Source organism: Nocardia brasiliensis IFM 10847 (genome assembly GCF_000710915.1).
GTDB classification, from domain to species: Bacteria; Actinomycetota; Actinomycetes; order Mycobacteriales; family Mycobacteriaceae; genus Nocardia; species Nocardia brasiliensis_A.
Genome location: NZ_BAUA01000149.1, coordinates 31,345 through 56,765, shown reverse-complemented (window position 1 = coordinate 56,765; position 25,421 = coordinate 31,345). Strand labels below are relative to the sequence as shown.

At 66.8% G+C, this 25,421-nt stretch carries 27 protein-coding genes; 8 read left to right on the top strand and 19 right to left on the bottom strand.

Going from position 1 to position 25,421, the window contains the following annotated elements; translation table 11 throughout:
* The first annotated feature begins 218 nt into the window (after positions 1 to 218).
* From NBRGI_RS28475 to NBRGI_RS28465, 3 genes are read left to right on the top strand one after another with little or no spacing between them, the layout of a single operon-like run.
* A complete protein-coding gene (locus NBRGI_RS28475) occupies positions 219 to 755 on the top strand; it encodes a YbhB/YbcL family Raf kinase inhibitor-like protein (RefSeq protein ID WP_029900286.1) in 537 nt (178 codons plus the stop codon).
* Positions 752 to 1,708: an MBL fold metallo-hydrolase gene (locus NBRGI_RS28470; RefSeq protein WP_051728093.1), complete on the top strand. Its 957-nt coding sequence runs from the start codon at positions 752 to 754 to the stop codon at positions 1,706 to 1,708. Before NBRGI_RS28475 ends, NBRGI_RS28470 begins: the two co-directional genes overlap by 4 nt.
* The gene (locus NBRGI_RS28465) at positions 1,705 to 2,583 is read left to right on the top strand and encodes a fumarylacetoacetate hydrolase family protein (RefSeq protein WP_029900284.1); all 879 of its coding nucleotides are present in this window, start codon (positions 1,705 to 1,707) and stop codon (positions 2,581 to 2,583) included. Before NBRGI_RS28470 ends, NBRGI_RS28465 begins: the two co-directional genes overlap by 4 nt.
* On the opposite strand, the gene NBRGI_RS44350 is transcribed toward NBRGI_RS28465, so the two are convergent.
* Both NBRGI_RS44350 and NBRGI_RS49270 read right to left on the bottom strand, forming a co-directional pair.
* Positions 2,570 to 3,178 carry an LLM class flavin-dependent oxidoreductase gene (locus NBRGI_RS44350; protein ID WP_235211135.1) on the bottom strand — a complete coding sequence of 203 codons (609 nt, stop codon included), beginning with the start codon at positions 3,176 to 3,178 and terminating at the stop codon, positions 2,570 to 2,572. The genes NBRGI_RS28465 and NBRGI_RS44350 overlap by 14 nt on opposite strands.
* Positions 3,145 to 3,372: a hypothetical protein gene (locus NBRGI_RS49270; protein WP_235211134.1), complete on the bottom strand. Its 228-nt coding sequence runs from the start codon at positions 3,370 to 3,372 to the stop codon at positions 3,145 to 3,147. Before NBRGI_RS49270 ends, NBRGI_RS44350 begins: the two co-directional genes overlap by 34 nt.
* Before the next feature lie 170 nt (positions 3,373 to 3,542).
* On the opposite strand from NBRGI_RS49270, the gene NBRGI_RS28455 reads away from it, so the two are divergent.
* Both NBRGI_RS28455 and NBRGI_RS46725 read left to right on the top strand, forming a co-directional pair.
* Positions 3,543 to 4,427: a hypothetical protein gene (locus NBRGI_RS28455; RefSeq protein WP_029900283.1), complete on the top strand. Its 885-nt coding sequence runs from the start codon at positions 3,543 to 3,545 to the stop codon at positions 4,425 to 4,427.
* A gap of 229 nt (positions 4,428 to 4,656) precedes the next feature.
* On the top strand, positions 4,657 to 5,115 hold the full coding sequence (locus tag NBRGI_RS46725) for an ATP-binding protein (protein ID WP_081878269.1): 459 nt from the start codon (positions 4,657 to 4,659) through the stop codon (positions 5,113 to 5,115).
* Here NBRGI_RS46725 and NBRGI_RS28445 read toward each other — a convergent pair.
* Both NBRGI_RS28445 and NBRGI_RS28440 read right to left on the bottom strand, forming a co-directional pair.
* Complete coding sequence (locus NBRGI_RS28445) at positions 5,112 to 5,564, bottom strand: STAS domain-containing protein (protein WP_148310976.1); 453 nt, start codon at positions 5,562 to 5,564, stop codon at positions 5,112 to 5,114. The genes NBRGI_RS46725 and NBRGI_RS28445 overlap by 4 nt on opposite strands.
* A 42-nt stretch (positions 5,565 to 5,606) precedes the next feature.
* Positions 5,607 to 6,305, bottom strand: a complete 699-nt coding sequence (locus NBRGI_RS28440; RefSeq protein ID WP_051728096.1) for a TetR/AcrR family transcriptional regulator — start codon at positions 6,303 to 6,305, stop codon at positions 5,607 to 5,609.
* Between the two features lie 208 nt (positions 6,306 to 6,513).
* Here NBRGI_RS28440 and NBRGI_RS28435 point away from each other — a divergent pair, with 208 nt between their 5' ends.
* Positions 6,514 to 7,026 (top strand): TetR/AcrR family transcriptional regulator C-terminal domain-containing protein, encoded by a 513-nt coding sequence (locus NBRGI_RS28435; protein ID WP_081878268.1) that lies wholly within the window; start codon positions 6,514 to 6,516, stop codon positions 7,024 to 7,026.
* Positions 7,027 to 7,099: 73 nt separating this feature from the next.
* Here the strand turns inward: NBRGI_RS28435 and NBRGI_RS28430 are convergent, their stop codons facing one another.
* From NBRGI_RS28430 to NBRGI_RS28400, 7 genes are all read right to left on the bottom strand, one after another.
* Positions 7,100 to 8,035 (bottom strand): TIGR03619 family F420-dependent LLM class oxidoreductase, encoded by a 936-nt coding sequence (locus tag NBRGI_RS28430; RefSeq protein WP_029900278.1) that lies wholly within the window; start codon positions 8,033 to 8,035, stop codon positions 7,100 to 7,102.
* Between the two features lie 77 nt (positions 8,036 to 8,112).
* A complete protein-coding gene (locus NBRGI_RS28425) occupies positions 8,113 to 8,442 on the bottom strand; it encodes a hypothetical protein (protein WP_235211133.1) in 330 nt (109 codons plus the stop codon).
* Between the two features lie 237 nt (positions 8,443 to 8,679).
* On the bottom strand, positions 8,680 to 9,762 hold the full coding sequence (locus NBRGI_RS28420; protein WP_029900276.1) for a cobalamin B12-binding domain-containing protein: 1,083 nt from the start codon (positions 9,760 to 9,762) through the stop codon (positions 8,680 to 8,682).
* Complete coding sequence (locus tag NBRGI_RS28415; protein WP_370627857.1) at positions 9,759 to 11,420, bottom strand: PP2C family protein-serine/threonine phosphatase; 1,662 nt, start codon at positions 11,418 to 11,420, stop codon at positions 9,759 to 9,761. The genes NBRGI_RS28420 and NBRGI_RS28415 overlap by 4 nt, the downstream gene beginning before the upstream one ends.
* A 45-nt stretch (positions 11,421 to 11,465) precedes the next feature.
* Positions 11,466 to 11,921 (bottom strand): ATP-binding protein, encoded by a 456-nt coding sequence (locus NBRGI_RS28410; protein ID WP_051728091.1) that lies wholly within the window; start codon positions 11,919 to 11,921, stop codon positions 11,466 to 11,468.
* 35 nt (positions 11,922 to 11,956) lie between these two features.
* Entirely contained in the window at positions 11,957 to 12,322 is a 366-nt protein-coding gene (locus NBRGI_RS28405; RefSeq protein ID WP_051728090.1) for an STAS domain-containing protein, read from the bottom strand.
* 387 nt (positions 12,323 to 12,709) lie between these two features.
* A complete protein-coding gene (locus tag NBRGI_RS28400) occupies positions 12,710 to 13,411 on the bottom strand; it encodes a class I SAM-dependent methyltransferase (protein WP_148310975.1) in 702 nt (233 codons plus the stop codon).
* Positions 13,412 to 13,602: 191 nt separating this feature from the next.
* On the opposite strand from NBRGI_RS28400, the gene NBRGI_RS28395 reads away from it, so the two are divergent.
* Together NBRGI_RS28395 and NBRGI_RS28390 are read left to right on the top strand one after the other, a co-directional pair.
* On the top strand, positions 13,603 to 14,217 hold the full coding sequence (locus NBRGI_RS28395) for a GNAT family N-acetyltransferase (RefSeq protein ID WP_029900271.1): 615 nt from the start codon (positions 13,603 to 13,605) through the stop codon (positions 14,215 to 14,217).
* Positions 14,218 to 14,337: 120 nt separating this feature from the next.
* Complete coding sequence (locus NBRGI_RS28390) at positions 14,338 to 15,585, top strand: cytochrome P450 family protein (RefSeq protein WP_051728089.1); 1,248 nt, start codon at positions 14,338 to 14,340, stop codon at positions 15,583 to 15,585.
* 455 nt (positions 15,586 to 16,040) lie between these two features.
* Here NBRGI_RS28390 and NBRGI_RS28385 read toward each other — a convergent pair whose 3' ends face one another.
* The 8 genes from NBRGI_RS28385 to NBRGI_RS28350 form a co-directional block, all read right to left on the bottom strand.
* Positions 16,041 to 17,717, bottom strand: a complete 1,677-nt coding sequence (locus NBRGI_RS28385) for a hypothetical protein (protein WP_029900269.1) — start codon at positions 17,715 to 17,717, stop codon at positions 16,041 to 16,043.
* A gap of 303 nt (positions 17,718 to 18,020) precedes the next feature.
* The gene (locus NBRGI_RS28380; RefSeq protein WP_029900268.1) at positions 18,021 to 18,200 is read right to left on the bottom strand and encodes an amidase family protein; all 180 of its coding nucleotides are present in this window, start codon (positions 18,198 to 18,200) and stop codon (positions 18,021 to 18,023) included.
* A gap of 142 nt (positions 18,201 to 18,342) precedes the next feature.
* Entirely contained in the window at positions 18,343 to 20,088 is a 1,746-nt protein-coding gene (locus tag NBRGI_RS28375) for a CocE/NonD family hydrolase (RefSeq protein WP_029900267.1), read from the bottom strand.
* Positions 20,085 to 21,377, bottom strand: coding sequence for an MFS transporter (locus tag NBRGI_RS28370; RefSeq protein ID WP_235211132.1), 1,293 nt, complete (start codon positions 21,375 to 21,377; stop codon positions 20,085 to 20,087). Before NBRGI_RS28370 ends, NBRGI_RS28375 begins: the two co-directional genes overlap by 4 nt.
* Positions 21,378 to 21,383: 6 nt before the next feature.
* Complete coding sequence (locus NBRGI_RS28365) at positions 21,384 to 22,373, bottom strand: biotin-dependent carboxyltransferase family protein (protein ID WP_029900265.1); 990 nt, start codon at positions 22,371 to 22,373, stop codon at positions 21,384 to 21,386.
* Positions 22,367 to 23,272 carry a 5-oxoprolinase subunit B family protein gene (locus NBRGI_RS28360; RefSeq protein WP_029900264.1) on the bottom strand — a complete coding sequence of 302 codons (906 nt, stop codon included), beginning with the start codon at positions 23,270 to 23,272 and terminating at the stop codon, positions 22,367 to 22,369. The genes NBRGI_RS28365 and NBRGI_RS28360 overlap by 7 nt, the downstream gene beginning before the upstream one ends.
* Positions 23,269 to 24,039 carry a 5-oxoprolinase subunit PxpA gene (locus tag NBRGI_RS28355; protein ID WP_029900263.1) on the bottom strand — a complete coding sequence of 257 codons (771 nt, stop codon included), beginning with the start codon at positions 24,037 to 24,039 and terminating at the stop codon, positions 23,269 to 23,271. The genes NBRGI_RS28360 and NBRGI_RS28355 overlap by 4 nt, the downstream gene beginning before the upstream one ends.
* Positions 24,040 to 24,081: 42 nt before the next feature.
* Entirely contained in the window at positions 24,082 to 25,401 is a 1,320-nt protein-coding gene (locus NBRGI_RS28350; protein ID WP_029900262.1) for an aspartate aminotransferase family protein, read from the bottom strand.
* Positions 25,402 to 25,421 lie beyond the last annotated feature (20 nt).

The following is a 25,421-nucleotide window of genomic DNA, read 5'->3' as shown; positions in this document are numbered from 1 at the left end:
ACTCGCCACGCATGATCGCGTCCCGCAGATGTGCGTAGACCTGCTCGGAGAGCATCAACTTCCCCGGCGCGGCCGTGGACTCGTCCGTCTGCGTCATGTCACGAGCATAGACTATTCGACAGATAATCGATTATTAGTGCTATTGTCGATCATGGCTGAAGTTTCAGCCCGGGCGCGGATCGTGTTCCCACCCGTCGACGCTCTCCCAGGAAGACGCTATGAGCAGCAACAACCCCTTCGCCCGCCTCCCTGAGGCCGCGGCGTTCACCGTCACCAGCACCACCGTCGCCGACGGTGCCGCGTGGTCGCCCGAACAGTTCTCCGCCGGCGTGCCCGGCGGCAAGGACGTCTCCCCGCACCTGCGCTGGAGCGGTGCCCCGAGCGGCACGAAGAGCTACGCCGTGACGATGTACGACCCGGACGCACCGACCGGTTCCGGCTTCTGGCACTGGGCCGTGGCCGACATCCCCGCGACCGTCACCGAACTGCCGGCGGGCGCAGGCGACGACACCGGCTCGGGCCTGCCCGAAGGCGCGTTTCAATTGCCGAACGACGCCCGCGTCGCCCGTTTCCTCGGCGCCGCCCCGCCTGCGGGACACGGCGTGCACCGCTACTTCGTCGTGGTGCACGCCCTCGATATCGAGTCCATCGGCGTTCCCGCCGACGCCACGCCCGCGTACCTCGGCTTCACCATCGCGGGACATATCCTCGGTCGCGCGGTCCTGACCGCCACCGCCGAGACGGTCGCCGCATGACGGCCGAACAGTGGCAGGTCGGCGATATCTCGATCACGAAAATCGAAGAGCTGCAGGGCTGGACGCCGGTCGATTTCCTGCTGGAGGTGTTTCCCGCCGCGACGCGGGCAGAGATCGAACAGATCGATTGGTTACGCCCGACCTACTTCGACGGCGAACAGATGAACGGCATGGTCCATTCGCTGCTGGTACAGACGCCCACCCACAAGATCGTGGTCGACACCGGAATCGGCAACGGCAAGAAGCGCATCGCACCCGCCTTCGATGATCTCGACACGGACTTCCTGGCGAGATTCGAGCGGGTGTGGCGGCGCGACGAGGTCGATGGGGTTCTCACGACCCACTTGCACATCGACCATGTCGGCTGGAACACGATTCGTGCGAACGATGGTTGGCAGCCGACCTTTCCGAACGCCCGATACTTCTTCGTGCGTGCGGAATACGAGCACTGGGCGGCCTTCGCACACGACCCGCAGGCGCATGCGGCGTACTCAGAGTTCGGCCACAGCATGGTCGACGGCGCCGCCGTCTTCGCGGACTCTCTCGCCCCGATAGCGGACGCGGGACTGATCACCTGGGTCGAGCCCGGCGAGTCCGTCGTTCCCGGCATCTCGCTGCTCAGCACCGCGGGTCACACGCCGGGTCACGTGTCGGTCCTCATCGAGGACGGTGGCGAAAGCGCCGTCATCACCGGCGATTTGATGCACTGCCAGTTCCAGATCGCACGTCCGGACTGGTCGGTGGCGATGGACACCGACAGCGCGGCCGCTGCCCACAGCAGACGGAATTTCCTCGAGCGGTTCGCCGACTCGCCGACCCTCGTGCTCGGCACACATTTCGGCACACCCACCGGTGGTCACATCGTTCGCGACGGCAACACCTACCGGTTGATCCCGGTCCACGACCGAGAGTTGCAGTCCGCCAGACTATCTCACGAAGGAAGCCACTCATGAAGCTAATCGCCTTCGAATCGCCCACCGGCCCCCGGATCGGCGAGATCCGCGGCGCCACAGTGCGCGACCTCGGCCCGATCGACGACTACTACGCCGATCCGGAGGCGGCCGCGCGCACCACCGCGGAGCCCGATCTTCCACTCTCCGAACTGCGCACGGTGCCGCCTGTTCCGACGACGGCCCGAATCTTCTGCGCCGGCATCAATTACCGCTGTCATGCCGAGGAGGCCGAGCGGGCGGGCGTCGCCGAGCCGGAGCTGCCGTTGATCTTCGGTCGCTGGCCGAGCACCCTGGTGGTCGACGGCGACTCCGTTCCGGTCCCGCCGAACGAAGAGGGTCTCGACTGGGAGGGCGAACTGGCGGTCGTGATCGGCCGAACCACTTGGTGCGCAACCGAAGACAACGCTCTCGCAGCGGTTCTCGGGTACACCGCCTTCAACGATCTGACCGCCCGCAGGAAGCAAACCGACACGATCCAATGGACACTGGGCAAGAACGCCGACCGCAGCGGCCCGATCGGCCCGGTCCTGGTCACCGCCGACGAAATCGGCGACCCGCACCGGCTGGACATCAGCACCCGGGTGAACGGTGAACTCCGGCAGCACGCGAACACAGCCGAACTGCTGCACAGCATTCCGCGCTTGATCGCCTATATCAGCGACACCGCGACCCTGCTCCCCGGCGACGTGATCGCGACCGGAACGATGGCCGGCATCGGGATGGCCATGACCCCGCCGCAGTACCTGCGACCCGGGGACAGCGTAGAAGTGGAGATCGAATCGATCGGCGTGCTCCGCACGCCGATCGTCGGGCCGGACGCATACCGTCCAGTCGCTGTGCGTGAATGGTGCGCTGCCGGGTCTACCGTCCACTGAGTTCGGCGACGACCGGGGCGAAGCGTTCGGCGAAATCGGCACCGAAGATGAAGTAGGAGAAGCCGCATTCCTCGCGGCGGCGCTGGACTTCTTCGATGGCGGCGGCCGGATCGTCCGGAAGCACGGTCAGGGCGTCGGCGGCGCGCAGAGCGGCGGGGTCGGTGGTCGGTGGCGCCATGTGCGGCGCCACGGCGTCGCCGATGACCGGCACGGCCAGTGCGAGTTCTACGTCCCCTCGCGAGCGCACGTCGCGGGCGAGCCGTTCGACTTCGGCGCGCGGCTGCGGACCCAGCGCGAAGGTGACCGTGTCGGCGATCTCGGCGGCCAACGCCCGGGCCTTCGGACCGAGGACGGCCATCCCGACCGGGGTGTGCAGGCCGGGGCCGTCGAGGTCGCGCAGCGCCCGCACGGTCTCCCGGATCTGGTCCAGTCGGTCGGTGACCGGTACGACAGGCAGTCCCTTGTGGCGGAGTTCGTCCTCGATTCCGGGCCTGCCGGTGCCGATGCCCATCTCGAAACGCCCCTCGGTCAGCACCGACAGCGAATGCGCTTCCCAGGCGGTCAGCCACGACGGCCGAAACGGCGAGGCGTACACCCAGGCGCCACCCGCAGATCGGTCAGGGCCGCGGCGGTCGCGAGCATGGCGGCGGGCGCGGGTTGGGTCAACGGGAAGTCGGGCACCAGCAGCGTCGAGTAGCCGCTGTCGGCGATGCGACGCACCCGATCCCGCCACGTCGGCACCTCGGTCATCAGCGGTGCCACGACCCCGAATCGAAACGGCTTCGTCATGCCTGGATTCCTTCCGTCGATCATGTCTTCGGTACAGCCGTAACGACGACCTGGCCGTCCGGGATTCATCGGTGCCGCGTCGACCGGACTAGGTTCGGTGGCATGAGACCAGCCACCGAAACCGACTCGCCGCTACTCGTCCGAACGGCGGCATCCTGCGGTGGTGGCCGATGCATTTCTTGGTGATGGTCGTCGGCGGGGACGTCGAACGGCAGCTGGCGCTCTACGGCGAGCGCACGCGGCTCACCCCGTATCGCCGCTACGTGTCCGAAGCCGACCTCGAGGTCGACCGACGGGTCTTGCGCGAGCACCCGGTCGACGGCCTCGATCCGGACGACATACCGGCCGTATTGCGTTGGGGCGCAGGTGATGCGATGGCATCCGAGGGTGTCGGCCACGACGAGCGTGGGTGGTACTACTGGGACACCGAGAACTGGCAGGCACAGTGGGACTATTGGACGGTCGGCGGCCGCTGGTCGCAACACTTGATCATCCGCACGGGCGGCACGGCCGTACGCCCCGACACCTGGTGCTACACAGGGGAACCCGACCCCCACCGACCCGAATGCTGGGAACCTGCGCGCCCCGGCAAACAGCTGCACGCCGCGCAAGCGCTCAAACGCGACATCGACTTCGACGCGATGCGGCGCAGGGCACAAGGCCACGCGGATGAGCAGTGGGACGAGTGGCATGCCAATGTCCTGAATGGACACCGTGATCCGCTACTGGAGCGATATGTAGAAGGGTTCACCCGCGCACAGTATCGAGCCCGAAATACCTGGCACCCAGCCTATCTCGTCATCGAAGGCCGGTGGCACGAACGCGGCGATCGCGGCTTGCGCGCCTATCAGCGACGAACGAGCGGCGCAGTGGACAGCGTTCGTCACCGAGCAGTTCGCCCGGTTGCCCGACGACGCCCTGATCACCTGCGTCGATTGTCACACCTGAACCGGTTGCGCCGCAGCGGACCTCGCCGCGGCGCACACCGTCAGCGCAGCAGACCCAAGGGTAGAACCACTGCCACGCTCAAACCCGCAGCCGCAATGGCCGAATAACCCACCCAGTGGATGAACGTCGCTGCCACCACCGGCAGGTACCGCCCTGCCGGAGCATGAGGTGTCCTGTTGGTCGTCATAGCCACTGCCATACCCACTCGATGTGCTGCCATGCACCCTGACCGAAATTTTCGGTGTGCCGGAAAACGCGACAGCGCAGCGGGTTGCGCGCACATGAAGCGGGTATTGCGAGTGCTATCGCGAAAAGGACGGAGGTTGTACAGCCACGATGACTCGAGCCCGCCACTCCCCACGTCCCCAGGATCCGCAGTTCTCGCGCGGCAGCGCGAGCACCAGCGCTGCGCCTGACCCGCTCGACCTCGACTTCCGTGCCGAGCCGGCGCAACTACCCGTTGTCCGGAACGCACTGCGGGATTGGCTGAGCCGGTCGGCGATGACTGCCGACCAGCAGATGGACGTCGTGCTCGCGGTGGGTGAAGCGTGCACCAACGCCGTCGAACACGGACATCGCGGCGATGGCGGGACCATCCGGCTTCGGGCGCTGATCGAAGCGAACGTCTTACGGGTCACCGTCCGCGATACCGGCTGCTGGCGGCCGCCGAAGGACGATCCGGCATCGTTTCGCGGTCACGGCGTCGCCATGATGCGCGCGCTGATGGACTCGGTGCGGGTGTGTCCGGGCGACTCGGGCACGTTCGTGGAGATGGATGCGCGGGTTCGCCGCTAGCCGGACTGTTCGGCTTGGGTGTGCCGGTCTTCGGCCGGTTCGGCATGCGTGGGGCGCAGCGCCGCATGTGCCTCGGCGAGCGTCGGGTAGACGCTGAGCAGGTCGGTCAAGCCGGTCAGCTGCATCGGCCGCAGCGTCGCGGGGTGACTCGCTACCACGACCAATCGCGTGCCACGCGGGTTCGGTTGGGCGCCCGCCGCCAGCACGGTCAGGCCCGATGAGGCCATGAATGTCACTTCCGACAGGTCCACGATGACACCGTGCGGCGCATCGGTGGTCTGCGCATCGTCGATGGCGGTGGCCAACTTCGGCGCGGTCAGCACGTCGATCTCGCCGCCGACCCGCACGACGGCCACGCCGTCGCGCATTTCGCGTGCTGTCGTCAGCCAGGTCCCAGCGGGACGTGCAGCTCGTTCCGGCGTCGGTGTTCCTGGCTCGTTGTCGGTCACGGGGTGAGTTTACATTGTATCCTCGCCCGCATCGGGTCCGCGTCAGTCGGTGGTGAGCGTGTGTTCGAGCCGGTCCAGCAGCGCTTCGAGGGCCTCCTCGAACTCCGCGGCGCTGTGGTCCTGGGACAGCTTGGGCTGCAGCCGGAACAAATGCGGGAACTCTGCCAGCGAACCGGCCGGTGCGCGCCCCGGCTCGGGGCCGGGCATCGGCGCTCGCGCGGCGACCTCCAGCAGCAGCTGCCCGAGCAGGAACGTCGTGTACGAGCGATAGGCGCCGACAGCGGCGTCGTCATCGAACCCGTAGGACAGCAAGGTATCGAGAAAAGTCTCCATCCAGCGCAGGCTCCGCAGCGGCGGACGCACCCACGGCGCCTCGGGCGGGCGAGTCGCGGTCAGCGGGAACAGTTCCGGATGATCCGACGCGATCTGCCGTACCCCGTGGGCGAGGCGCACCAGGAAATCCTGCCAGCCGTCCTCCTGCCTGCGGGCGGCCAACTGGTCGGCGTGCAGATCGTCGATGAGCAGGTCGACCATCCCGCTGAGCAAGTCCTCACGACTGTGCACGTATCGATACAGCGCCATCGCTTCGACCCCGCACGCCGCACCGAGCCGGCGCATGGTCAGCTTGCGCAGCCCCTCCTGATCGACGAGGTCGATGGCCAGCTCGAGGATCAGGCGGCGACTCAACGGTGCCCGCGATTCATCGCGCTCGCTCGACTCCGAGTCGCGAGAGTCCGGCACCGTCGCCAAATCCTCTACGCGATCGTCGTGATGTTCGTCCACCGGGACTTCCCCTCACTGCACGCGTTGAAGCAAGACCAACGGTCAGACTATTTCACCCTCGACCCACTACCCAACTACGCAACGGCAACGACACCCGGACCTATCCGCATCCAGCCGCTGACCTGCACAGTTTACAAGGTAAACGCCGCCAGCTACATTGTGTCGAATGTGCGGTCATGGCTCCGTCGACGGGCGTGCCACCGAGACCGGCGATGTGATCGACAGGTGCCTGATCGACGCCTCATCGTCGGACAACTGGCAGGACTTTCTGGTGCGGTTGGCGCACGGGGTGCGTCAGGTCGCGTCGGACCATCCGGAACTGTTCCCGCTCGCGGCGACGGCTCCGGCACAGGCGCCGTGGGTGCGGCCCCCGCTGGGCAGCCTGCGGTGGATGGAGACGTTCCTGAACACGTTGCTGGCGTACGGCTTCGATGACGACGCCGCGGTCAACGCCTACCGCTCGTACACGACCTTCCTGCTCGGACAGTTGCTACTACAGGTCGCCGCGCAGGGCCCAGCCGCGACGGAACTGCACCGGTCACGCAGCGACGGATTGACCGGCTTCCCGAACCTGTTCCGCTTGCAGCCCAAGCTTTCCCAGGACCACAGCGCCGCCGAGTTCGACGACGCGCTCGAGGCCGTGCTCGACCGGATCGAACGGATGCGCGCCGCCCGCTGACGCAACCGTCACTCGATGCGGCCATAGCCGTCTCGTCGGGACGAGAATCGTTGCGATGGAGCGTGCGTGAAGGTCAGCGAAGGCTGTGCGCCTTGGTGTCGACGATCTCGGCGGCGAGCTGTTCGATCGCGTCCCAGGCACGGTTGTCCTCGGCGACCGTGCGCGATTCGGGCGCGTTCGGCATGAACGGGTGGTGCACCGGGTCGAAAACGACAGCGGTGATCGCACGGTCGGCCAGATCGCGCAGATCGGCGGCGATCTGATCGACCGAGCCCACGCCGAGCGGACGGTCCGGCTCGGGTACGGGCTCGGCGTGGATCGCGAGCCGGATCCGGGGAGCGATGCCGGGTGGACGCGTGCCGCGCTCAGCGGCAAGCGCATTCGCGGCCCGCATGCCGCTGTCCAAGCTCGCCAGGGTGGGAAAAGTGGGATGCCAAACGCCGTCGTGGTCCACCGCCCGACGCAGGGCGGGTGCGGCGCTGCCGCCCACCCAAATGGGCGGCCCACCACGCTGGGCGGGCGACGGCGTCGCCAAGACATCGTCGAAAGTGACGAATTCGCCTGCGAAGGAGGCGATTTCGCCGCGCCAGAGTTGGGTGATGACGCTCAGGTATTCGTCCGCGATGGCACCGCGGCGGCGAAAGTCGACACCCAGCGCGCGGTACTCGAGCTCGGCGCCGCCGACACCGATACCGAAAACGACTCTGCCACCGCTGAGTTGGTCGATCGTGGCGATGGCCCGAGCGGTGTGCAGCGGATGTCGCAACGGCAGCACCGCGACCGAGGTGCCCACCTTGATCGTTCGAGTGCGGGCGGCGAGAAAGGTCAGTGCGGCGAAGCTTTCATAGAAGTCCTCCGGGTACGCCCGCCGCACGTCGGCAGGTTGGGCCAGATGGTCGGTGACCATCGCGAGGTCGAAGCCGAGACGTTCACAACCTGAACCCCATTCGGCCAGTCGGGCACCCGAGACCGCGGCGCCGTAATTGGGGATCGAGACACCGAACTGCATTTGCGCCGCCTTCTGTCGATCGGCCACCGAGGTCGGACTCCGCGGCCGAGCAGCGAACTGCCCGGCCGCCGGGTCGGTCAGGACGGGTGGATCCAGGCGCCGATCGGGGTCGGCGGCAAGGCGCGCACGACGGACATCACCGGGTTGCACCAGAATTGCGAGGACATGCAGACGAACGCGCCGGTCTTGTCGTAATTCCAAGCGTCGCCGTGCCAGGCCCAGGTCAGGCCGTCTTCCGACGGGCTGAAGGGGCATTGGTCCGGGGCCTTGCCGTTACACCCGTCCACGCCCCAGGGACCGACCGGATAGGCGGCCGCGGTGGGCGTCAGGGTCGCTCCCCCGGCCATCGACACCACGGGAACGGAGATGCCCGCCACGGCGGCGAGCAGCATTGCGGCACGTTTCATCGGAAATCCTCCTCGATTCGTCAACCGTGATCGGCGATCACAACGCGATCATCGCCTACCCGTGGCACAATGTTAGCAACTCAGTGGCTATCCCCACAAAGCGCTCGGTGTTCCGAGCAAGCCCCAGATCGCCGACCTCCGCGGGGTCGTGTGCGGCACCTTCGCCCAGCCGAGAGCAGTGTCGGCACAGCGTCGACGGCCGCTGCCGCCCTGTCGCGTAAGCACCGCTCCCGCGGATCACACCCCAGCGGACGGCGCGACTGTGGTCATATCGTCGGTGCTCGACGCTTCGGCGCGCAGCGCAGCACCGGCCTCGGCGAGCAGGCGCCGTGCGCGGGGGAAGTCCTGCAGCGCACCGGCCAGCACTTCGAGACTCACCTGTAGGGACAGCGCGGGAACACCACGGGCAGTGAGGATTTCGGCGGTCCACACGACGAAGTTTCGGAACAGGTCACTGTCGTCGGTGTACAGCCCGGCGGCCAGGAAATCGACGATGTGCGCAATGTCTTCGACGGTGCGGTCCCGTTGCGGGCCGGTGTAGGACCGCATGGGCGGGAAACGGTTCTCCAGTTCGGCCACCGTGGCCCCGACCAATTGCGGTGCACTGCGGGCGACCATCGTGTACTCCTGGTCGGCCAAGTGCGCAAGCACGGCGGTCCCGCTGCCGGTACGCCGCAGCCCGCGACCGAGGCAATCGGCCGCGGCCGGTGCGTCCGGCGCCCAGGCGTCCGCGCCGAGCAACCGGGCGTAGCGCCCATCCGGCCCGAATGCGGCCCCGCCCACCAGCACCGGCACGCCGGTGGCCTGACAGGCGGTGATGGCGGCATGGGCGGCGGGCAGCCGAGTCGGCAGCGACGAGGACAGCGCCACCGCCACCGGATTGTGCTGATGCAGGTGGGCGACCAGGTGGTGCGTGGGCACCTGCGCGCCGAGGAAATCCACCTGCCAGCCGCGCAGCCGCAGCACCTCGGCGACCAGCCGGGCGGGCAGGGCGTGCCATTCCCCGTCGACGCAGGCGATCGTGACGCGACCTGCCGCCGTCGTCGGCCTACTGGCCGGGTGGTGGGCGAGCGCCGCGATGACGCGATCGTTGATCGCGGTGGCGGCGTGCTCCTGCGCGACGGTGATCCGGTTCGCCGCCCATTCCGTCCCGACGCGCAACTGCACCGGCGCGATCACCTCCAGCAGCACCTGCTCCGGGCTCAGGCCCGCGTCGACGGCCGCCAGCACGAGATCCGCGGCCGCGTACTCGTCTCGCCCGGAAACCGTGTCCCACAGGCGATCTCGCAGTTCAGCGACCGGCACGGGCTCCGGCGTCACGCGGCGCTCACCCGGTCGCCGTCGGCGGCGCGGGCGTGGCGCGGTGCGGTGATCGCGACCACCGCGATGTCGTCGTGCTGGCGTTGGCCGACCCAGTGAGCCACGCGCATGCGAATGTGCTCGACGACGGCATCGGCAGGCATCCCCGCGCAATCGGACAGGGCTGCCGCCAGCCGCTCCTCGCCGAACATGTCCGCGCCCAACGGGCCGCCACGCGCCTCGGTGACTCCGTCGGTATAAAGCAGGCAGGTCTCCTCCGGCGCCAGCACCGTCGTCACCGTGGTCGCGCTGACCCGAGGCAGTACGCCGACCAATTGTCCTTGTGTCGCAACCCTTTCCACCGTGCCATCGCGGCGCACGATCAGCGGGGGCAGGTGCCCGCCACAGGTCAACCGCAGGCGCACACCGCCGTCGGCCCGCCGCATCGACGCCAGCACCAACGTCGCGAAACGGGTCGGTCCGGACGACAACAGCGCGCTGTTGAGCAGATTCAGCACGCGCTCGTGGTCCTCGGCCATGGAGACCAACGCGTGCAGGGTGTTGCGGATCTTCCCGGTGAGAATCGCCGCCTCCAGACCCTTGCCGCATACGTCACCCAGCACGACGAGCGATTCCCCGCCGGGTGTCACGGCGGGGTGCACGTCGTAGAAGTCCCCGCCGATGATCTCGTGGTTCTCCGCGGCCCGATAACCGCCGGCCAGTTCGATACCGTCCATCCGATGCAGTCGCGGCGGGAGCAACTCGCGCATGAGCGCGCCGGTGATGCTCGCCTGCTCGGCATAGAGCCGGGCCGCGGACAACGCGCCGCCCGCCCGCGCGGCGAACAGTTGCGCGAACACCTCGTCGCGTTCACTGAACACCTGCTCGCCGGTGCGACGCAACAGCACCAGCGCGCCCGCGGGCACCCCGTGGCCGGGCAGCGGGGTGATCACGACGGATCCGACTGGACCCGGAAAGCCCTCGGGCACAAGCCATTTCGGCAATGTGGCCGAGTCGATCCAGCGGGACGGCACGGGCGGGAAGCCGCGCAGCGCCTCGCTGAGCCCCGCCACGGTGGCCGGATCTTCCTCGATGGTGTGGTGGCTCACCCGATCGCCGGAACAGCAGTAGGTGATCGGCAGTCGTGCGCCGACGGCCGGCGCTACCAGCACGGCGGCATCCGCGATATGGCGTGCCGCCATCCGCACCGTCGCTTCCATACAGCGTTCGACGTTCAACGATGCCAGCAGCATGTCCGATGTCTCGGCGAGGAACGCGGTTCGCTCCCGTTCCTCGCGCAGCGCCGCGTGGGCTCGGCGCAGCGATTGGGCGTCGTCTTCGACCAGCCACCAGACCACCGACCGATCGGCCAAGGGCGTGGCGTGCGCTTCGATCGGCTGGTCGCCCAACTGCCCCGACACCACTGCGCTCGACGTGGCCGTCCCCGCGGCCAGTGCACTGTGCGTCTCCGACAACCAGTGCAGTGCGGTGTCCTCGAGCCGCGCACCCGCGGCGAGGGCGACCGGCAGATCGTGCACGCCGGGACTGGTCGCCACGACGATCCCCGCAGGGTCGGCGATCAGCACCGGATACGGCACCGTCGACAATCGAGCGCGGTACTCGAGCGCGGGCAACGGATCCCCGACCGGATGCGCCACGTCGACCGACTCCTCCAGCAAATCTCCTCCAAAGAATGACGACGCGGCCGAGCCGTGCCCGTTGGCTTACTGCAGGCCGGCTCGATCGAAACCTTCCCGATCGGTATCACGCGCAACGGTCACGGCACCGCGCGGTGCGACGAATTCGACCGTGGTACCCGACTCGTCGGACGTGACGCGGGTATCGGGCACCAGCGCGCGCATCATCGCGAGACCGCGTCCGCGGTCGGTCATCCGGTCCGGCGGGCGATCCAGCCAGTGCCCGGTATCCGACACCACCACCCGAATCACCTCGTCCGCGCCGGCCCGAAGCGTGATCGGCCCGCCATCGCCGCCGTGGCCGTGCTCGATCGAGTTGGAACACGCCTCGTTCACGGCCAGCAGCACATCGTAGGCGAGGTGCTGCTCGATACCGGTCTGCGCCAGCCACGACCGCAACGCCTCGCGCACCCGGCCCAGCTCCTCGGCCACCGCGCTGAACTCGAGCTGGAGTGACGGAACTCCCTGGTGCAAACCGTCCAACGCTGACCTCGCTCGTTCGTTCGTGCCTCGTCCGCTCACCGATGATCGCTGATGCCACCGGTCGCGGTGATCGCGTCGTCGACGCGGTCGAATATCCGCAGCACTGTCGTCAACCCGGTGACTTCGACCAGCCGTCGCACGACCGGCGAGGCCACCACACGCAACTCCGCTTCCGCTTGCATGCCACGCAGCAGCACGTTCAATCCCGACGAGTCGAAAAATTTCACCGCGGACAGGTCGACGACCAGCGGTCGCGGTGCGTGGGTGACAGCCTGCTCCAGTGCCTCCGCCATCCGCGGCGCCGTATAGATATCGACTTCCCCGGCTACGACCACGACGATCGCCGCACCCTTGGAAACAACGTCGACCGCGAAACCGGGCAGTTGGTCTTCATGTCGCACTTGACGACCTTTCTGACAGTACCGAGCACCGCGCCCCACCCGCCGCACGCACGACTCATACTCGACCGGCGCAGATCCCCTCCGCGACCGTGGGCACAAGACGATGCGATGCACCGGACGCGACAGGGTGAATCCACCCGAGTCCGCCGTCAGGGCGCATGCGCGGCTGTGTTTTCAACCACGACGCAATATCGGATTCTAGTCACCCGGCGCCGCCCCATCCCTCCCGGTCCTGAATCCCTCGGCCCCGGGGGTGTTCCGTGTCGGTTGAACGGTCGATGGAACGCGCACCCGCAGCGCGGCCAACCGAGCCACAAACTCTTCCGGGCTGCTGCTCAGGTGACGACTTCCCGTGGGCCGGTCCTATCAGTGATGGCGCCAGGATACTCAGCGGCCTCCGGTGGCCGACGTGCTGGCGACATACACATGGAATGCGCGCTCGGACTCCCCAATTCGACGATCCTCGTGCAAGGTGAATCCCGCCCGCTGTATGAAGTCGATGACCTGTGCTGTCGGCCGGTTGATCAGACCGTTGCGCCACGGCGCCGCCTCGACGTAGGACGGGTCCGCGACCCCGACCACCAAACGGCCACCGGGCCGCAACACCCGCCCGAGCTCAGACAACGAGGTCACGAGTTCGTCGTCGGGGATGTAGTAGATGGTGTTGACCGTCGCGATGCCATCGAGAACACCGTGCTCGAACGGCATTTCACGCATCGGCGCCTGGAACAACTGCAATCGTTGCTGTTCGAGGGCTTTCTCGAACCGCTTCTGTGCCGTAGCGACCATCGTAGGCGACGGGTCGATGCCGTACACGCATCCTTGCTCGTGGACCCGATCGAGCAATATCCGCAGCCCGTGGCCGCCGCCGAACCCGATGTCGGCAATGTGCTCACCGGGGCGCACTGCCAACGCTTCGATCGAGCCATCGATGACCGCCCGGTTGAAAATGTTGAGCCCATTGGTGATCTGGCGCCCCCACCAACCAGTCGGGAAACCGAGCTGGCGAGCAAACGGACCCATGAGTGGAAGTCGAAGGCGCACGAGCCCCAGCATCGCATAGACGATCACCCCAGGTTCGACGCGCACCGAACTATCCCCTGGTACGCCGAGACCGTGCGCTCTACGCCAAGGCGAACCACGGCTATGGGGTTCGGTGTCCCCACACTTGCGCGGAGTCAGCACTACTTCGAGGACAACGCTCAACCAAGCGTATAGCGTTGATCTGCTTCGTATTTCATGCACTACTCGACATCGGTTAGCCGATCAGGAGGACCCCTGTGTCGATCACGACCCGAGCCGCCGCACCGGTCGACACCGGTGCCTGCGCGCGCGTGCTCGCGGAGGCTTTCGCCGAAGATCCGGTGATGTCCGCGATTTGGCCGGACCCGCGGAAACGACACCGCGCGCTCCCCCGCTACTTTGCTGCCTCCCTGCGCCACTTTCACATATCCGGCGGCGGCGTGCAGGTCGCCACCGACCCGGACGGGCATCTCGGTGGTGTGGCGGTGTGGGATCCGCCAGGCCAGTGGGATCAACCATTCTCACGTACTCTGCGCGCCGTACCCGAACTTCTGCCTGCGCTGGGCCGCAGGACCCGCGCCGCGATCGCAGTCCGCACCACTCTGGACGCGCACCATCCCGCGTCGACGATGCACTGGTACCTGGCCAATATCGGAACATCGGAAACCCACCGCGGTCAAGGCTATGCCGCCCGACTCCTCAGCGACCGCCTCGCCCAATCACCCGACACCGCCGCCTACCTCGTCTGCACCCGAGAGAAGAACATCACCTTCTACGAGCACTTCGGATTCGAGATCACCGACACCTTCTCGCTTCCCGTTGGCGACAGACCGCTGATGTGGGCTATGACTTATCCAGCCGAAACCGCCTAGCGCCCGGCCCGCTCAGACAGCCGAGCACCGCTGACAATACGGCCCCATCCTCACGACAAGCGCTGACAGCGCGTGTCGATTACGAACCAGACGTCGACCCGGCGCTGGTAGCGTCGGGAAATGGAGTCCGAAACCGGCACGGCCACAAATGAATTGGCCGCTGACCCGACCAGCCCGTTCGTGTTGTCCCCCGACTTCTACCGCGACCCACAGGGGGCCTACGGCGCATTGCGCGCGCGGGGGCCGGTAAACCGAGTGGTGTTTCCCGACGGCAGTACCGGATGGCTCATCACCGGCCATGCCGAGGCAAAAGCGGCCTTCGGTCATCCAGGAATCAGCAAGCGGCTGGGCTCGGCAGGCGCGCGGGCAGCGCTCGAAGCGAACAACGCCGGTCACCAGCTCCAGGCCGGCCCCTTCGAACACATGCTGGTCTTCTACGATCCACCTGAACACACACGCCTGCGCTCCTTGCTCACCAAAGCGTTCTCGACTCGCGCGGTGCGCGGCCTCGCTCCGCGCGTCACCGAACTCGCCGATCACCTTCTCGGGGAAATAGCCACCGTCGGCGAGGTCGTGGATCTGCTGGACAGTTACGCAGTGCCACTGTCGATGTCGGTGATCTGTGAGCTACTCGGAGTGCCCGACACGGACCGCGCGAGGTTCCAGAGCTGGTCGACTGTCATCGTGTCCAGCGAGCACGCAGCTCGCGATCGGATGACGGCCGCGACAGAGTTCGTCGCCTACATAGATCACCTCATAGCCGCACGTACCACTGAACCGGGTCCTGATCTGCTCTCCGAACTCATCGCAGCGGGCGCGGACGGCGAACGTCTCACGCCGCGTGAACTGCGCAGCATGGTGCTAGTTCTGCTGGTCGCCGGCTTCGAGACAACCGCGAACCTCATCGGCAACGCTGCGGTAACCCTGTTGTCCGACAACGATACTCGCCGACAAATTCATAGCGACGCCACACGCATTCCAGCGTTCATCGAGGAGGTCCTCAGATTCAGGTCGCCGACCAGCGAAACCACTTTCCGTTACACGACAACACCGATCACGCTGGGTGGCATCGAGATAGCCGCCGGGGAGCTGATCGTCGTATCGGTGGCAGGAGCGGGGCGCGATTCTCGCCGCTTCGCTGACCCACAGCAGTTCGACATCGATCGCCCTAACAACACCGAGCATCTCGCGTTCGGACACGGAATCCATTTCTGCGTCGGCGCGCCCCTGGCCCGCATGCAGGGCTGCATCGGCCTGACGCAACTGCTGACGCGCTACCCCGACCTGGCACTCGCCGCCGAACCCACTTGGCGCACAAGCTTCGCCATCCGGGGATTGACCGCCTTACCCGTACGTCTGCGTCCATGATGGCCGCCGGTGAGAGCATTCGCTCGCGACTATTCGGCGACATGCCCAGGAGAACCGGAATCCCGCACCCTCGGAAGAGATTCCGGTTCTCCTGCAATCCGGGGACGGACACCTCTGGGGAGGCGGCTACTTCTGGATTACGGAGAGGATGTTTCCGGCCGGATCGGTGAACCAGACGATCCCCTTCCGCCATTTCGGCACGATGCTGCGGGCTCAGCTGGATGAGCCGGATGTAGTTGTCGTCGGGGTCGATCGCGGTGGCGAACAGGCTGCCGTCGCGGTCTTCGAGCTCGGCCGGACACCGCCCGCCGAGGTCGGCGATGCGGCCGGCTATGGCGTGCGCGTTGTCCACGTCGACGTTCCGGATCGCCCGTCCCGGTTCGGGATTGGTGTCCCTGACGTTGTCGCGGCTGTCGATGAAGACGTAGAAGCCGCCGAAATCGAGCCGCAGGGAGTCACTCCGGCAAGGCCAACCGCGGCCGCGCCAGCACAGCTTCCGTCCGCACGGCGACGTAACCACCGCCGACCACGACGACGTGATCGGACTCCCGGCTCCAGTACAGGTGCGAGTAGCTGGACTTGTCGTCGAACATCTCCGGCGGCAGCGGGATATATGTGCGGTCGTCCGGGAAATAAAGCACACCGACGTCGCCCTCGTCGTTACCACCGAACTTCAGCAGCAGCCCGGCGTCTGGTCCCGGCCGCACCGCCATCACGTTCGTCCAGGCTTCGACATGCCGGACCGGAGTCCCGCCGCGATGGATCTCGTGCAGGCGGCGATCGGACAGATAGAAGAACCCGTCGTCCCCCGCGGGTACCGAGGTGAACTCGACGAACGAGCGCTGAGCAGCCATGTCGAACGCACGCACACAGCCGGTGCCTGCCTGGTTCAGTTCGTACCCGCTTCCGTCCCAGACCAATACGGTGCTGCCGTCGGCCAGCCGAGCGGCGCCGGTCATCGGACGCGCCGCGTCGCCGAGCGCACTCTTCACCACGGCAGCGTCGCGAATACCGGGAATCCGTTCCCACACACCGGATTCCGCGAGCCACAGCGGACCGGGCAACGGGTCACCCACATTCATCCCACCGAAGCGCAGCAGGTGCGTCTTCACCTCGTGCAGCACCACGGGACGCGCACCGAGGAAATAGCATTCGTGCGCGTAGAGGTCGGCGCCGCCGGGCCCCTTGGCAGGCAGCACTCGGGGCGCGTCGTCCGAGCCGTCCACCAGGATCGGCCCGAACGCGCGTGGGCGCGCCTTCGTGTCGACGGTGGACTGCGCGAGCCATCCGCCACCGGGCGACCGCGCCGCCGCCACCCAGAATTCGTTACGCTGCAACGCCAAACGCGGCGGCCACGCCGCGAGGTCCCACAACTCCACTCGCGGCGTTCGACCATCGCTGTGCGACAACAGGAATCCGTCGACTATGTCATCGAGGACACTCGCGATCGGCGAGGCGGGCGCGGTCTGCACGGCCGCAGCCGGAGTTCCGTCGTTGCCCAGGTACTGTGCCCACATCAGTTCCGGATCTCCCGGGAACTCCCCTGCGGCGGGCACCGCGAGATCGGTTGCCTCCCAATACCCCAGCTTGCGGTCCACCGCCGCCCGCAAGGTCGCCACGATCCCCCGATACTTCCGCTGCTCACCTTTCGGCAGGGGCACGAGCTGCTCTTCGACCCACTCCAGCACCTCCGCGACATGTTCAGCGGGTACGTAGAGTCCGGTCGTGTAGTTCCCGCCGAACCACCCCGACGAGAACTGCCCGCTCAAGTGCGGATGTGCCGCAACGACTTCGGCGAACAGCGCGTCCGGCGCGTACGCCGCCTTCGGCGCGAACACCGAGTCCGGGAACACCCGCCCCGTCTCGAACGCGAGGCTCAGCGCCAGTCCGCGCTCGTATCGGTAGGGCAGCATCGACGCGCTGAACATGACCGCCGCGACGGACACGGCGGCTGCCGCGGCCCGTCCGTCCGTGCCATGCAGCAGCTCTCGTACCTGCCGCCAGAGGTTTTCGGCATCCGGATGCACGCGATCCAACGCCGTCGGCCCGGTGGCACTGCCGAGCAGCCGGGGCACGAACTGCTCCCGGATCGCGTCCTCGTCCACCAGATGCAATGTGCAGTCGTATCCCATGATCCTCCGCCTCGTCCTGCGCACCCACATGCAACCACGGACGCACTCGGCGGGCGAGCACGGGTCGTCGGACGAGGCGAGCACAGATCCCCGCAGGTGCCTCGATGTCGGACCAGCGTCGGCTCAACCCCCGCGAACAGCCGCGCCGGTATCGGGCCGAACTCACCAGGCAGCGCATCCGCACCGCGGCCACGCGCGTTTTTCGAGGCCGTACGACAGTAGGCAATGCGTGAAATCGGCCTGTCGAAGACCCCCGCGCGCAACAAAGCCGTTGCGGCAGAACAGCACAGAACGACGCGGCGGCTATCCGGTTGGCGCCGATCCCGCCTCCCGCAAACGCGCCACCACTGGACCATCGGCCGCAGCCGGGCGGGCCTGCGCCGCGAGCGCGACATTGCCGTCGGTGCAGACCTGGTCCGCGACGTCGGTGAGCAGGTCCTTGATCAAGAACGGCACGCCGGCCAACGGCCCGGTCGGGTGCACCGCGGCCGCGCTTCGCCGTCATTCCGGCAGCTCCGGGCCTGGATTCGTTATCCGGTTGGGCCACAACGGCTTGCGATAAAATGCGGCCCCGGCTACCCCTGGCTGCCCGAGAGGTAGCCGGAACCGGCGCGGGCACGAGACGCTACCCGCGGGGAATGAAGGGGAGCAGCACGTACGGGCGCTGGTCGGCCGTCCCGACCAACGTGGTTCGACCGTCGAAGACCGGGTTGTCGCGGTCACCCGGCAGTTCGTGCCAGTACGCACCGCTGCCCAGCAGCTCGCGACCGTAGGCGCGCTCCTGTGCACCGGGCAGGCCGTGCGTGTAGTCCTGACCACGCACCGACAAGCCGATCTGGTACCCGGCGGGCGCGACGATCGAGAAGGGCCAGATCTCGACATCGGCTTCGTACACGGTCCCCGGCGTCACCGGCGCCGCTTCGGTGTGCGCGTGCCACGGCCGATACGGGAGTGAACGGTCCGCGTCGAGTGTCCGCTGCGACAGGCGCAGCCAACCCTGCGCGAGGGGGCCGTGCGGTTCGAACGCGGTGGGGAAAAGGACTTCGGTACCGGTGGGATCGAACAGGTGCATGGTCACGAACAGATCCGCGTCGGTCGTCGTGGACGAGACGAACAACTTCAGCGCGGCCGGGCCGGTGAGTTCGAGCTCCTCTTCCAGGACCGGCAGCTTGAACATGACCCCCGCCGAGCGCGCCCGGGTCGTCACCTGCTGATTCGACGTCGGCACCTCGCGGGTGATCGACCCGGCATCGATATCGAGATAGCAACGGGTCCACTCGGTTCGGGCCAGCGGCCACTCGTTCTCCGCTCGGACGATGAAGCCGTCCGGCGTACGCACTTTGAGCTGGACCCGGGGCTTGGCGTCCCAGCCGTTGTTCTCGCCCTTGAGGAAGTGGTCGAAGAACTGCCGCTGCAGATCCACACCGTAATCGGTGTAGAACTCGGTCCAGTGCTCCAGCCCGTGCACCTCCAGCCATTTCTGCTCGGAACCGACACGGGTGAAACCCTCGAAGTTGCCGCGGGAATGCAGCCCCATCCCGCCCCAGTTCGAGGCGGACAACACCGGAACGGTGATCTTTTCCAGCACCGCGGAACGGTCTTGGTAGTAGCTGTTGACGGTCGGGTTCGCGCGCAGCACGGCACCGATGTCGATCGCGTTGTCCCGCAACTCCTGTTCGGTCCGGATCGGCAGCCCGGACACGCGGCGTCCGGTGTGTGGATTGATCTCGGCGTCGGCCCGGCCGTGCTGCACGCTCTCCACCTGGTAGGGCATCCAGCTGGGCAGGAATTCGGTGGCGATGCCGCCGTGGTGGGTGTATTCGCGGTAGTAATCCGAGGCGCCCTCCCACGGGCAGATCGCGGCCAGATGCGGCGGCGCGAGTTCGGCGACCTGCCACTGATTGCTGGCGAGATACGAAATGCCCAGCAGGCCGACCTTTCCGGTGCTCCACGGCTGTGCGGCCGCCCACTCGATGCACTCGTAGAGATCCTGCGTTTCGCGAGGCGAGAAGAAGTCGATCGCGCCTTCGCTGCCGCCCGCGCCGCGGGTGTCGATCCGAACGCAGACATAGCCCGCGGGCACCCAGCGTTCCGGGTCCGGATATTCCCAGACCTGGTAAGCGTTGGTGGACTGTGCGGCAACCTCGGGATGTTCGTCGATCAGGCTTTGCAGTTGACTCGTGTAGCCCACCGCGAAAGGCAGTCCTTTGCCGTAGGGGCTGGCGGCGAGAAGTACGGGGTGCGGCTGATCGTCGTCCGGGCGGAAGATGTCCGCCGCGAGGGTGACGCCGTCGTCCATCGTGATCCGCACATCCCAATCGACGCGCATACCGTGGCGCAGTTCGCTCTTCGGTGCGTAGTGCTCTGTCATGACAAACCCTTCTGTGTGGTAGCCGGGCCCATTGCCGCCATGGCGGCTAGGCCGATCAGGGGAATTACGGTCAACTGGACTATTCCGGCCGTATGCCAGCCGAAACCGTCCCGCATATGCGCGAAGAAATATCCGGACGCGGCAGCGGGGATGTACATCGCGGCGACGAAAAGGCCGCTGACCCGCCCGAGATATTCGACGTCCACCGAACGTTGCATCAGCGCGCTGGTGTTCGTGTAGACGATCCCGGTGAAGAAGATGCCCAGGAGCAGAGACAGCATCATCTGCCCGATGAGCGGGGCCGCGAATCCGAAGATGGCGACGCCCAGGATCATGATGCCGAGGAAACCGGCCACGTTGAGCAGCCACTGATCTACGCGGTCGGCGACGGCGCCACCGACGAGCGCGCCCAGCGCCCCGATGCCGAACATGCTCGCGGCCCACCCCGCCTGCGCGGGCGTGAAGCCATGGGCGTCACGGAGATACGTCGGATACAGGCCGAGGTACCCGTAGATCGTGAAACCGCCCGCCGCGGCGCCGATGGCGGCGCACACCACCCGACGATTCAAGAATCGCAAGGCTGCGCCGGTAGGCGTAGCCGAAATGCCCATTGCCTGAACGCGTCCGAGCTCGGTAACGGACTCCGGTACCAGGAAGAGCACCAAAAGGATGATGACCAAACCGATTCCGCCGAACACGAGCAATGGTGCGCGCCAATCCCCGGTCGCGGACAGAATGGCGCCGCCGAGCAAGGGCCCGGTGAAGGCGCCCAGACCGAAGGCCGCATTGATCGAACCGATCGCGAAACCGCGGTTGCGGCTGAAGTAGGCGCCGACGGCCGCGAAGAGCGCCGCGTTCTGCATCCCTTCGCCGACACCGGACAGGACGCGCCACAGGGTCATGTCAGCGATCCCGATCGCCGTCGCCTGCAAGGCGCAGCTGACGGAGAAGATGACCAGACTGCCGATGATGATTCGCTTGCGGCCGAAACGATCCGCCAGATAGCCGGCGGGAATACCCGCCAGGCCCATCCCGAGGGTGAAGATGGTGGCGATGATGCCGGCCTGACCGCCGGTGAGGCCGTAGGTCGTCTTGATGTCCGGTAGCAGGATCGCGAAAACCTGCCGGTCCATCGCGTTGATGAAATACGAGAGATCCAGAATGAGCAGTAGGAAGAGCACCCGGCCGCGCAGGGCCACCGGCGCCGGGGCGGTGCCGAGCTGTCCGGTCAGTGCTGCCGAGGCCTGGCGCGGTCGGGGAATGACATGAAAACTCCTGAAACAAATCAATGCTGTTCAAAAAATCGAGAACAATTTGAGGCCGAATTCCACTTCCCGCAATTTTTGCTTCCGGAGTTTTCTGGCTGCCATCGCCTCGTTCAGCGAGATCGGCACGAACCGGATGGCGTCGGGCGCCTTCAGCTGCGCGATGCGGTCGAGATCACCGGAGATGACCGTGCCGATGGTCGCGTACCCTCCCCCGGTCACCGCGTCACGCAGCAGGCAGATCGGTTCTTCGCCATTGGGAATCTGAATGGATCCCATGGGATATCCGAGGTCCACCACGTTGCTGGGGTTGTCACCCGCGCCGAACGGGGGTTCGCGCTCGACGAAAGTCAGTGCAGGACCGTGCAATCGATAGCCCGTGCGGTCCGACACCGGAGACACGGTGAACACCGACGAGAAGAATCTCTCGACGCTGTCCTCGTCGAACCGGTAGTGACACAGGCCCGGCACCACCCGAATGCGAGAGCCGCCCGCGAGCGTCGGGCGCAGTCGGCTGTCGACCGCACTGCCCGGGCCCGGGCACGCGCCCGACTGCGCGAAACCGATCGGGAGTTCGTCACCGGTGCGAATCGGCGCGCCGCGCAAACCGCCGATCGCCGAACTGACGTAGGTGGATCGACTGCCGAGAAAGGGTGGGGTGTCGATGCCGCCCCGGATCGCGATGTACGCACGGCACCCCGTGCGCAGGGTGCCCACAGTCAGCGTCCGGCCCGATGCTACGCGCAAGGTCGTCCAGTTCTCTTGCAGCACACCGTCGATCCAGACCGGCACGTCCCCGCCGGTCACCGCGACATGGGTGGGCGCATCGAACCGCAGCGCCGGGCCGACCATGGTCACTTCGAGCGTGGCCGCCGACGGATGGTTCCCGACGAGCAGGTTGGCGCAGCGGTGGGAGAACTGATCGAGCGCGCCGGACGGGGGCAGACCCATCGCGTAATACCCGTCGCGGCCCAGATCTTGTACCAACGTGTGCGCACCCGCGGTCTCGACGGTCACCATCGGAGTTCTCCCGCAAGCTCTGCGGCATAGCCGACGGGATCATCCAGGAATCTCGCGAGCACGAACGCAACGGGACGCCGATTGTATTGGTAGGTGCCGCTTTTCGAAGAAGCGCGGATATCGCGATACTGATCGCCGTCGATCGGGCGGAACCGGATGAGACCGGCGGCCTTCGTGAGCACCATCGAGTTCTCGAATCCGGGCAGGGTCTGGCCGAGGTCGACGACGGGGACCGGCGACCGGCCCAGCAGCTGATATCCGCCGACTCCGCTGGTCGGATAGACCACCGTGAACGCACCGCCGTGCGCCACCGCGCGGGCCGGAGTCTCGGTGCGTGGACGCAGATACTTCGGCGCCTGGATCTGCCTGTCCCTCGGCACCAGTTGCACGCTCTCGGTGTTCCCCGGCTTGAAACACGGGAAGGTGACGATGAACGGCGCGGACGAATGCGCGGCGATGAGCTCGCCGACGGACGAGAAGTCGTTCACCCGCGCGGTGTACTGGATATCGGTCTCGGTCGGCGATTGATGCCGATCACGGAACTTCGCACAGGTCTGGATAGTCCACGGGTCGTCGTACCACACCGGTATCTCCACGATCTCGGTGTCGAGGGTCACCGTCTGGGCGTCGGCGAACTGCGTGTGCAGGCCGTCGAGTATCCGGATCAGGTGCCGCGGGTCGAGGAGTTCGGGATCGAGCCGAATCATGTAGCTGGCATTCGCCGGTGCGATGTCGATGATTCCGGTCAGCCCGAGGCCGCCGAGCCCCGCCGTGATCGCTTGAATGCGCAGGGCCGCAGCGAGATCCATTGCCTCCCCGAATTCGACGAAGACGAATTCGTCGCCACCGCAACTCACCCGCGACCCGTCCCGCAGGAATTGATAGGGCGCCGTGATCACGGCCGGTCCGCCTTCGCGAACGCCGAGCGCACGGCGACGCCCGCCGCGGCCAGCCGCCGCCGGACCGCGGCGGCGATGTCGACGGCGTTCGGCCGGTCGCCGTGGACGCAGATCGACTCGACCGGCATGGCGATCGAGGTGCCGGCCGTGGTCGTCACCGAGCCGAAAGCCAGCTCGACCGCCCGGGCGGCCACCAGTTCGGGATCTTTCGGCTGCGGCCGCGGTTCGACGATGTTGATGCCGTCGGCGTCGAAGTCCAGGTCCGCCGCGTTCTCCGCGATCGCGGGCAGTCCCGCGCCGCGAACGGCGTCGAAGGCGGCGGTCGGCGCGAACATCAGCGGGATGCCGGGCTCGATGTCCTGTAGTTGCCGCGTGACGGCGACCGCGAGCCCCGGCGAACGGCAGATCCGGCCCATCAGCGCACCATGGGGCTTGACGTGGGTCAGGGCCACCGCCTCGGTGGCGGCGATCGCGTGCAGCGCGCCGACCTGGTACGCGATGTAGTCGACGACGTCGGAATCGGTGGCGGGCAACGCGCGGCGGCCGAAGCCGAGCAGGTCCGGATAACCCGGGTGCGCGCCGACGGCGATACCGGCGGCACGCGCCTGCACGACGGCGGTCCGCATGGTCGTCGGATCACCGGCGTGGTATCCGCAGGCGATGTTCGTCGTCGTGACGAACTCGAACAGCCTCGCGTCATCCCCCAGCGCCCATCGGCCGAAACTCTCGCCCGCATCGGCGTTGATGTCGATCACTCGCGTACTCATCTGCTTACCTTCTGACTGGACTGAATTGGCGCATAACGGCTTTCACCGCGCACAGAACCGCCGGAGCGACCCGGACAGGGTTTCGAGCAGGCGGTCCGCGTCGGCCCGGTCGAAAACCAGCGGGGGTCTGATCTTCAGCACGTTGGCCCCCGGCCCGGACGCGGAGATCAGAACGAAGTTCCGGCGCATCTCGTCGACGACGGCTTTCGCGAGCGCACCGTCGGGCCGCCCCGACGTCGGATCGATCAGGTCGACTCCGATGAACATGCCGGCTCCGCGCACCTCGAACACCTCCGGCAATTCCGCTGTGGCGCGGCGCAGCTCGTCGTGCAGGTAGGTTCCGAGGCGGTGCGCGTTGTCCATCAGGCGCTCGTCTCGGAGCACGTCGAGCACCGCTCGCGCCGCCACGATGGGCACGGTGCTGCCGCCGAAGGTGTTGAAGTAGCGGACGTTCTCGCCGAAGGCACGGCCGATCTCGCTGCCGAGCACGGCGGCCGCGATCGGAATACCGTTGCCCATCGGCTTTCCGATGGTCGCGATGTCGGGGACCACTCGATGGCGCTGGAACCCCCACCACGCTTCGCCGGTGCGGCCGAAACCCGATTGCACTTCGTCGGCGATATAGACCCCACCGGCGCGACGGACCTCCTCGGCCAAGGCGCCGAGCACCGTAGTCGGGTCAGCGAACACGCCGTCCGACGAGAAGATGCTGTCGGCGATGAACGCGCAGAGCCCGAAACCATGGCGGTTCAGATCGGCGATCGCGGCGCGGATCTGGTTGCGCATGAACTCGGTGAAGTCGCCGGATACACCGTGGCGGACGCTGTCCGGGGCCGCGATGGTCCGGACATGGGGTCCGAGGGGCGAGGTCTTGCCCAGGGATGGAGAAAAGGCCGCCACGGTTTCGGTCACACCGTGATATGCGTTGGCGGTCACGATGATTCCGGCATTTCCGGTGTGTGCGCGAGCGATGCGGATCGCGAGGTCGTTGGCTTCCGAGCCGGTGCAGGTGTAGGTCACCCGGTTCAGCTCGCTCGGAAACGTCGAGAGCAGATCTTCGGAGTAGTCGAGGATCTGATCCTGCAGATACCGCGTGTTCGTGTTGAGGATGCCGAGTTGGCGAGCGACAGCGTCGGTCACGGCCGGGTGGCTGTGACCGATCGAGGCGACATTGTTGTAGGCATCGAGGTATTCGTTGCCGTCGGCGTCGTACAGATGGACGCCCTGTCCACGACAGACGTCTACCGGATCGGTGTAGAAGAGCTGATATCCAGGCCCTAGCAAGCCCTTTCGGCGTTCGATGCGAGCGCGGTTGCGCGGCGGCTGGCGTTGGAGATCGTCGTCGGAGAATCCGTTCACCATCTCCGGTCGCCGCGCCCGCG

What these genes read in the sequence shown, in the direction of transcription:
- NBRGI_RS28470 (WP_051728093.1), top strand. Translation starts at nt 752, where the DNA reads ATGACGGCCGAACAGTGGCAGGTCGGCGATATCTCGATCACGAAAATC.
- NBRGI_RS28430 (WP_029900278.1), bottom strand. Translation starts at nt 8,035, where the DNA reads ATGCAGTTCGGTGTCTCGATCCCCAATTACGGCGCCGCGGTCTCGGGT.
- NBRGI_RS28425 (WP_235211133.1), bottom strand. Translation starts at nt 8,442, where the DNA reads ATGAAACGTGCCGCAATGCTGCTCGCCGCCGTGGCGGGCATCTCCGTT.
- NBRGI_RS28350 (WP_029900262.1), bottom strand. Translation starts at nt 25,401, where the DNA reads ATGGTGAACGGATTCTCCGACGACGATCTCCAACGCCAGCCGCCGCGC.
- NBRGI_RS28390 (WP_051728089.1), top strand. Translation starts at nt 14,338, where the DNA reads ATGGAGTCCGAAACCGGCACGGCCACAAATGAATTGGCCGCTGACCCG.
- NBRGI_RS28385 (WP_029900269.1), bottom strand. Translation starts at nt 17,717, where the DNA reads ATGGGATACGACTGCACATTGCATCTGGTGGACGAGGACGCGATCCGG.
- NBRGI_RS28355 (WP_029900263.1), bottom strand. Translation starts at nt 24,039, where the DNA reads ATGAGTACGCGAGTGATCGACATCAACGCCGATGCGGGCGAGAGTTTC.
- NBRGI_RS28455 (WP_029900283.1), top strand. Translation starts at nt 3,543, where the DNA reads ATGCATTTCTTGGTGATGGTCGTCGGCGGGGACGTCGAACGGCAGCTG.
- NBRGI_RS28375 (WP_029900267.1), bottom strand. Translation starts at nt 20,088, where the DNA reads ATGACAGAGCACTACGCACCGAAGAGCGAACTGCGCCACGGTATGCGC.
- NBRGI_RS46725 (WP_081878269.1), top strand. Translation starts at nt 4,657, where the DNA reads ATGACTCGAGCCCGCCACTCCCCACGTCCCCAGGATCCGCAGTTCTCG.
- NBRGI_RS28365 (WP_029900265.1), bottom strand. Translation starts at nt 22,373, where the DNA reads ATGGTGACCGTCGAGACCGCGGGTGCGCACACGTTGGTACAAGATCTG.
- NBRGI_RS28465 (WP_029900284.1), top strand. Translation starts at nt 1,705, where the DNA reads ATGAAGCTAATCGCCTTCGAATCGCCCACCGGCCCCCGGATCGGCGAG.
- NBRGI_RS28475 (WP_029900286.1), top strand. Translation starts at nt 219, where the DNA reads ATGAGCAGCAACAACCCCTTCGCCCGCCTCCCTGAGGCCGCGGCGTTC.
- NBRGI_RS28435 (WP_081878268.1), top strand. Translation starts at nt 6,514, where the DNA reads ATGTGCGGTCATGGCTCCGTCGACGGGCGTGCCACCGAGACCGGCGAT.
- NBRGI_RS49270 (WP_235211134.1), bottom strand. Translation starts at nt 3,372, where the DNA reads ATGACGAAGCCGTTTCGATTCGGGGTCGTGGCACCGCTGATGACCGAG.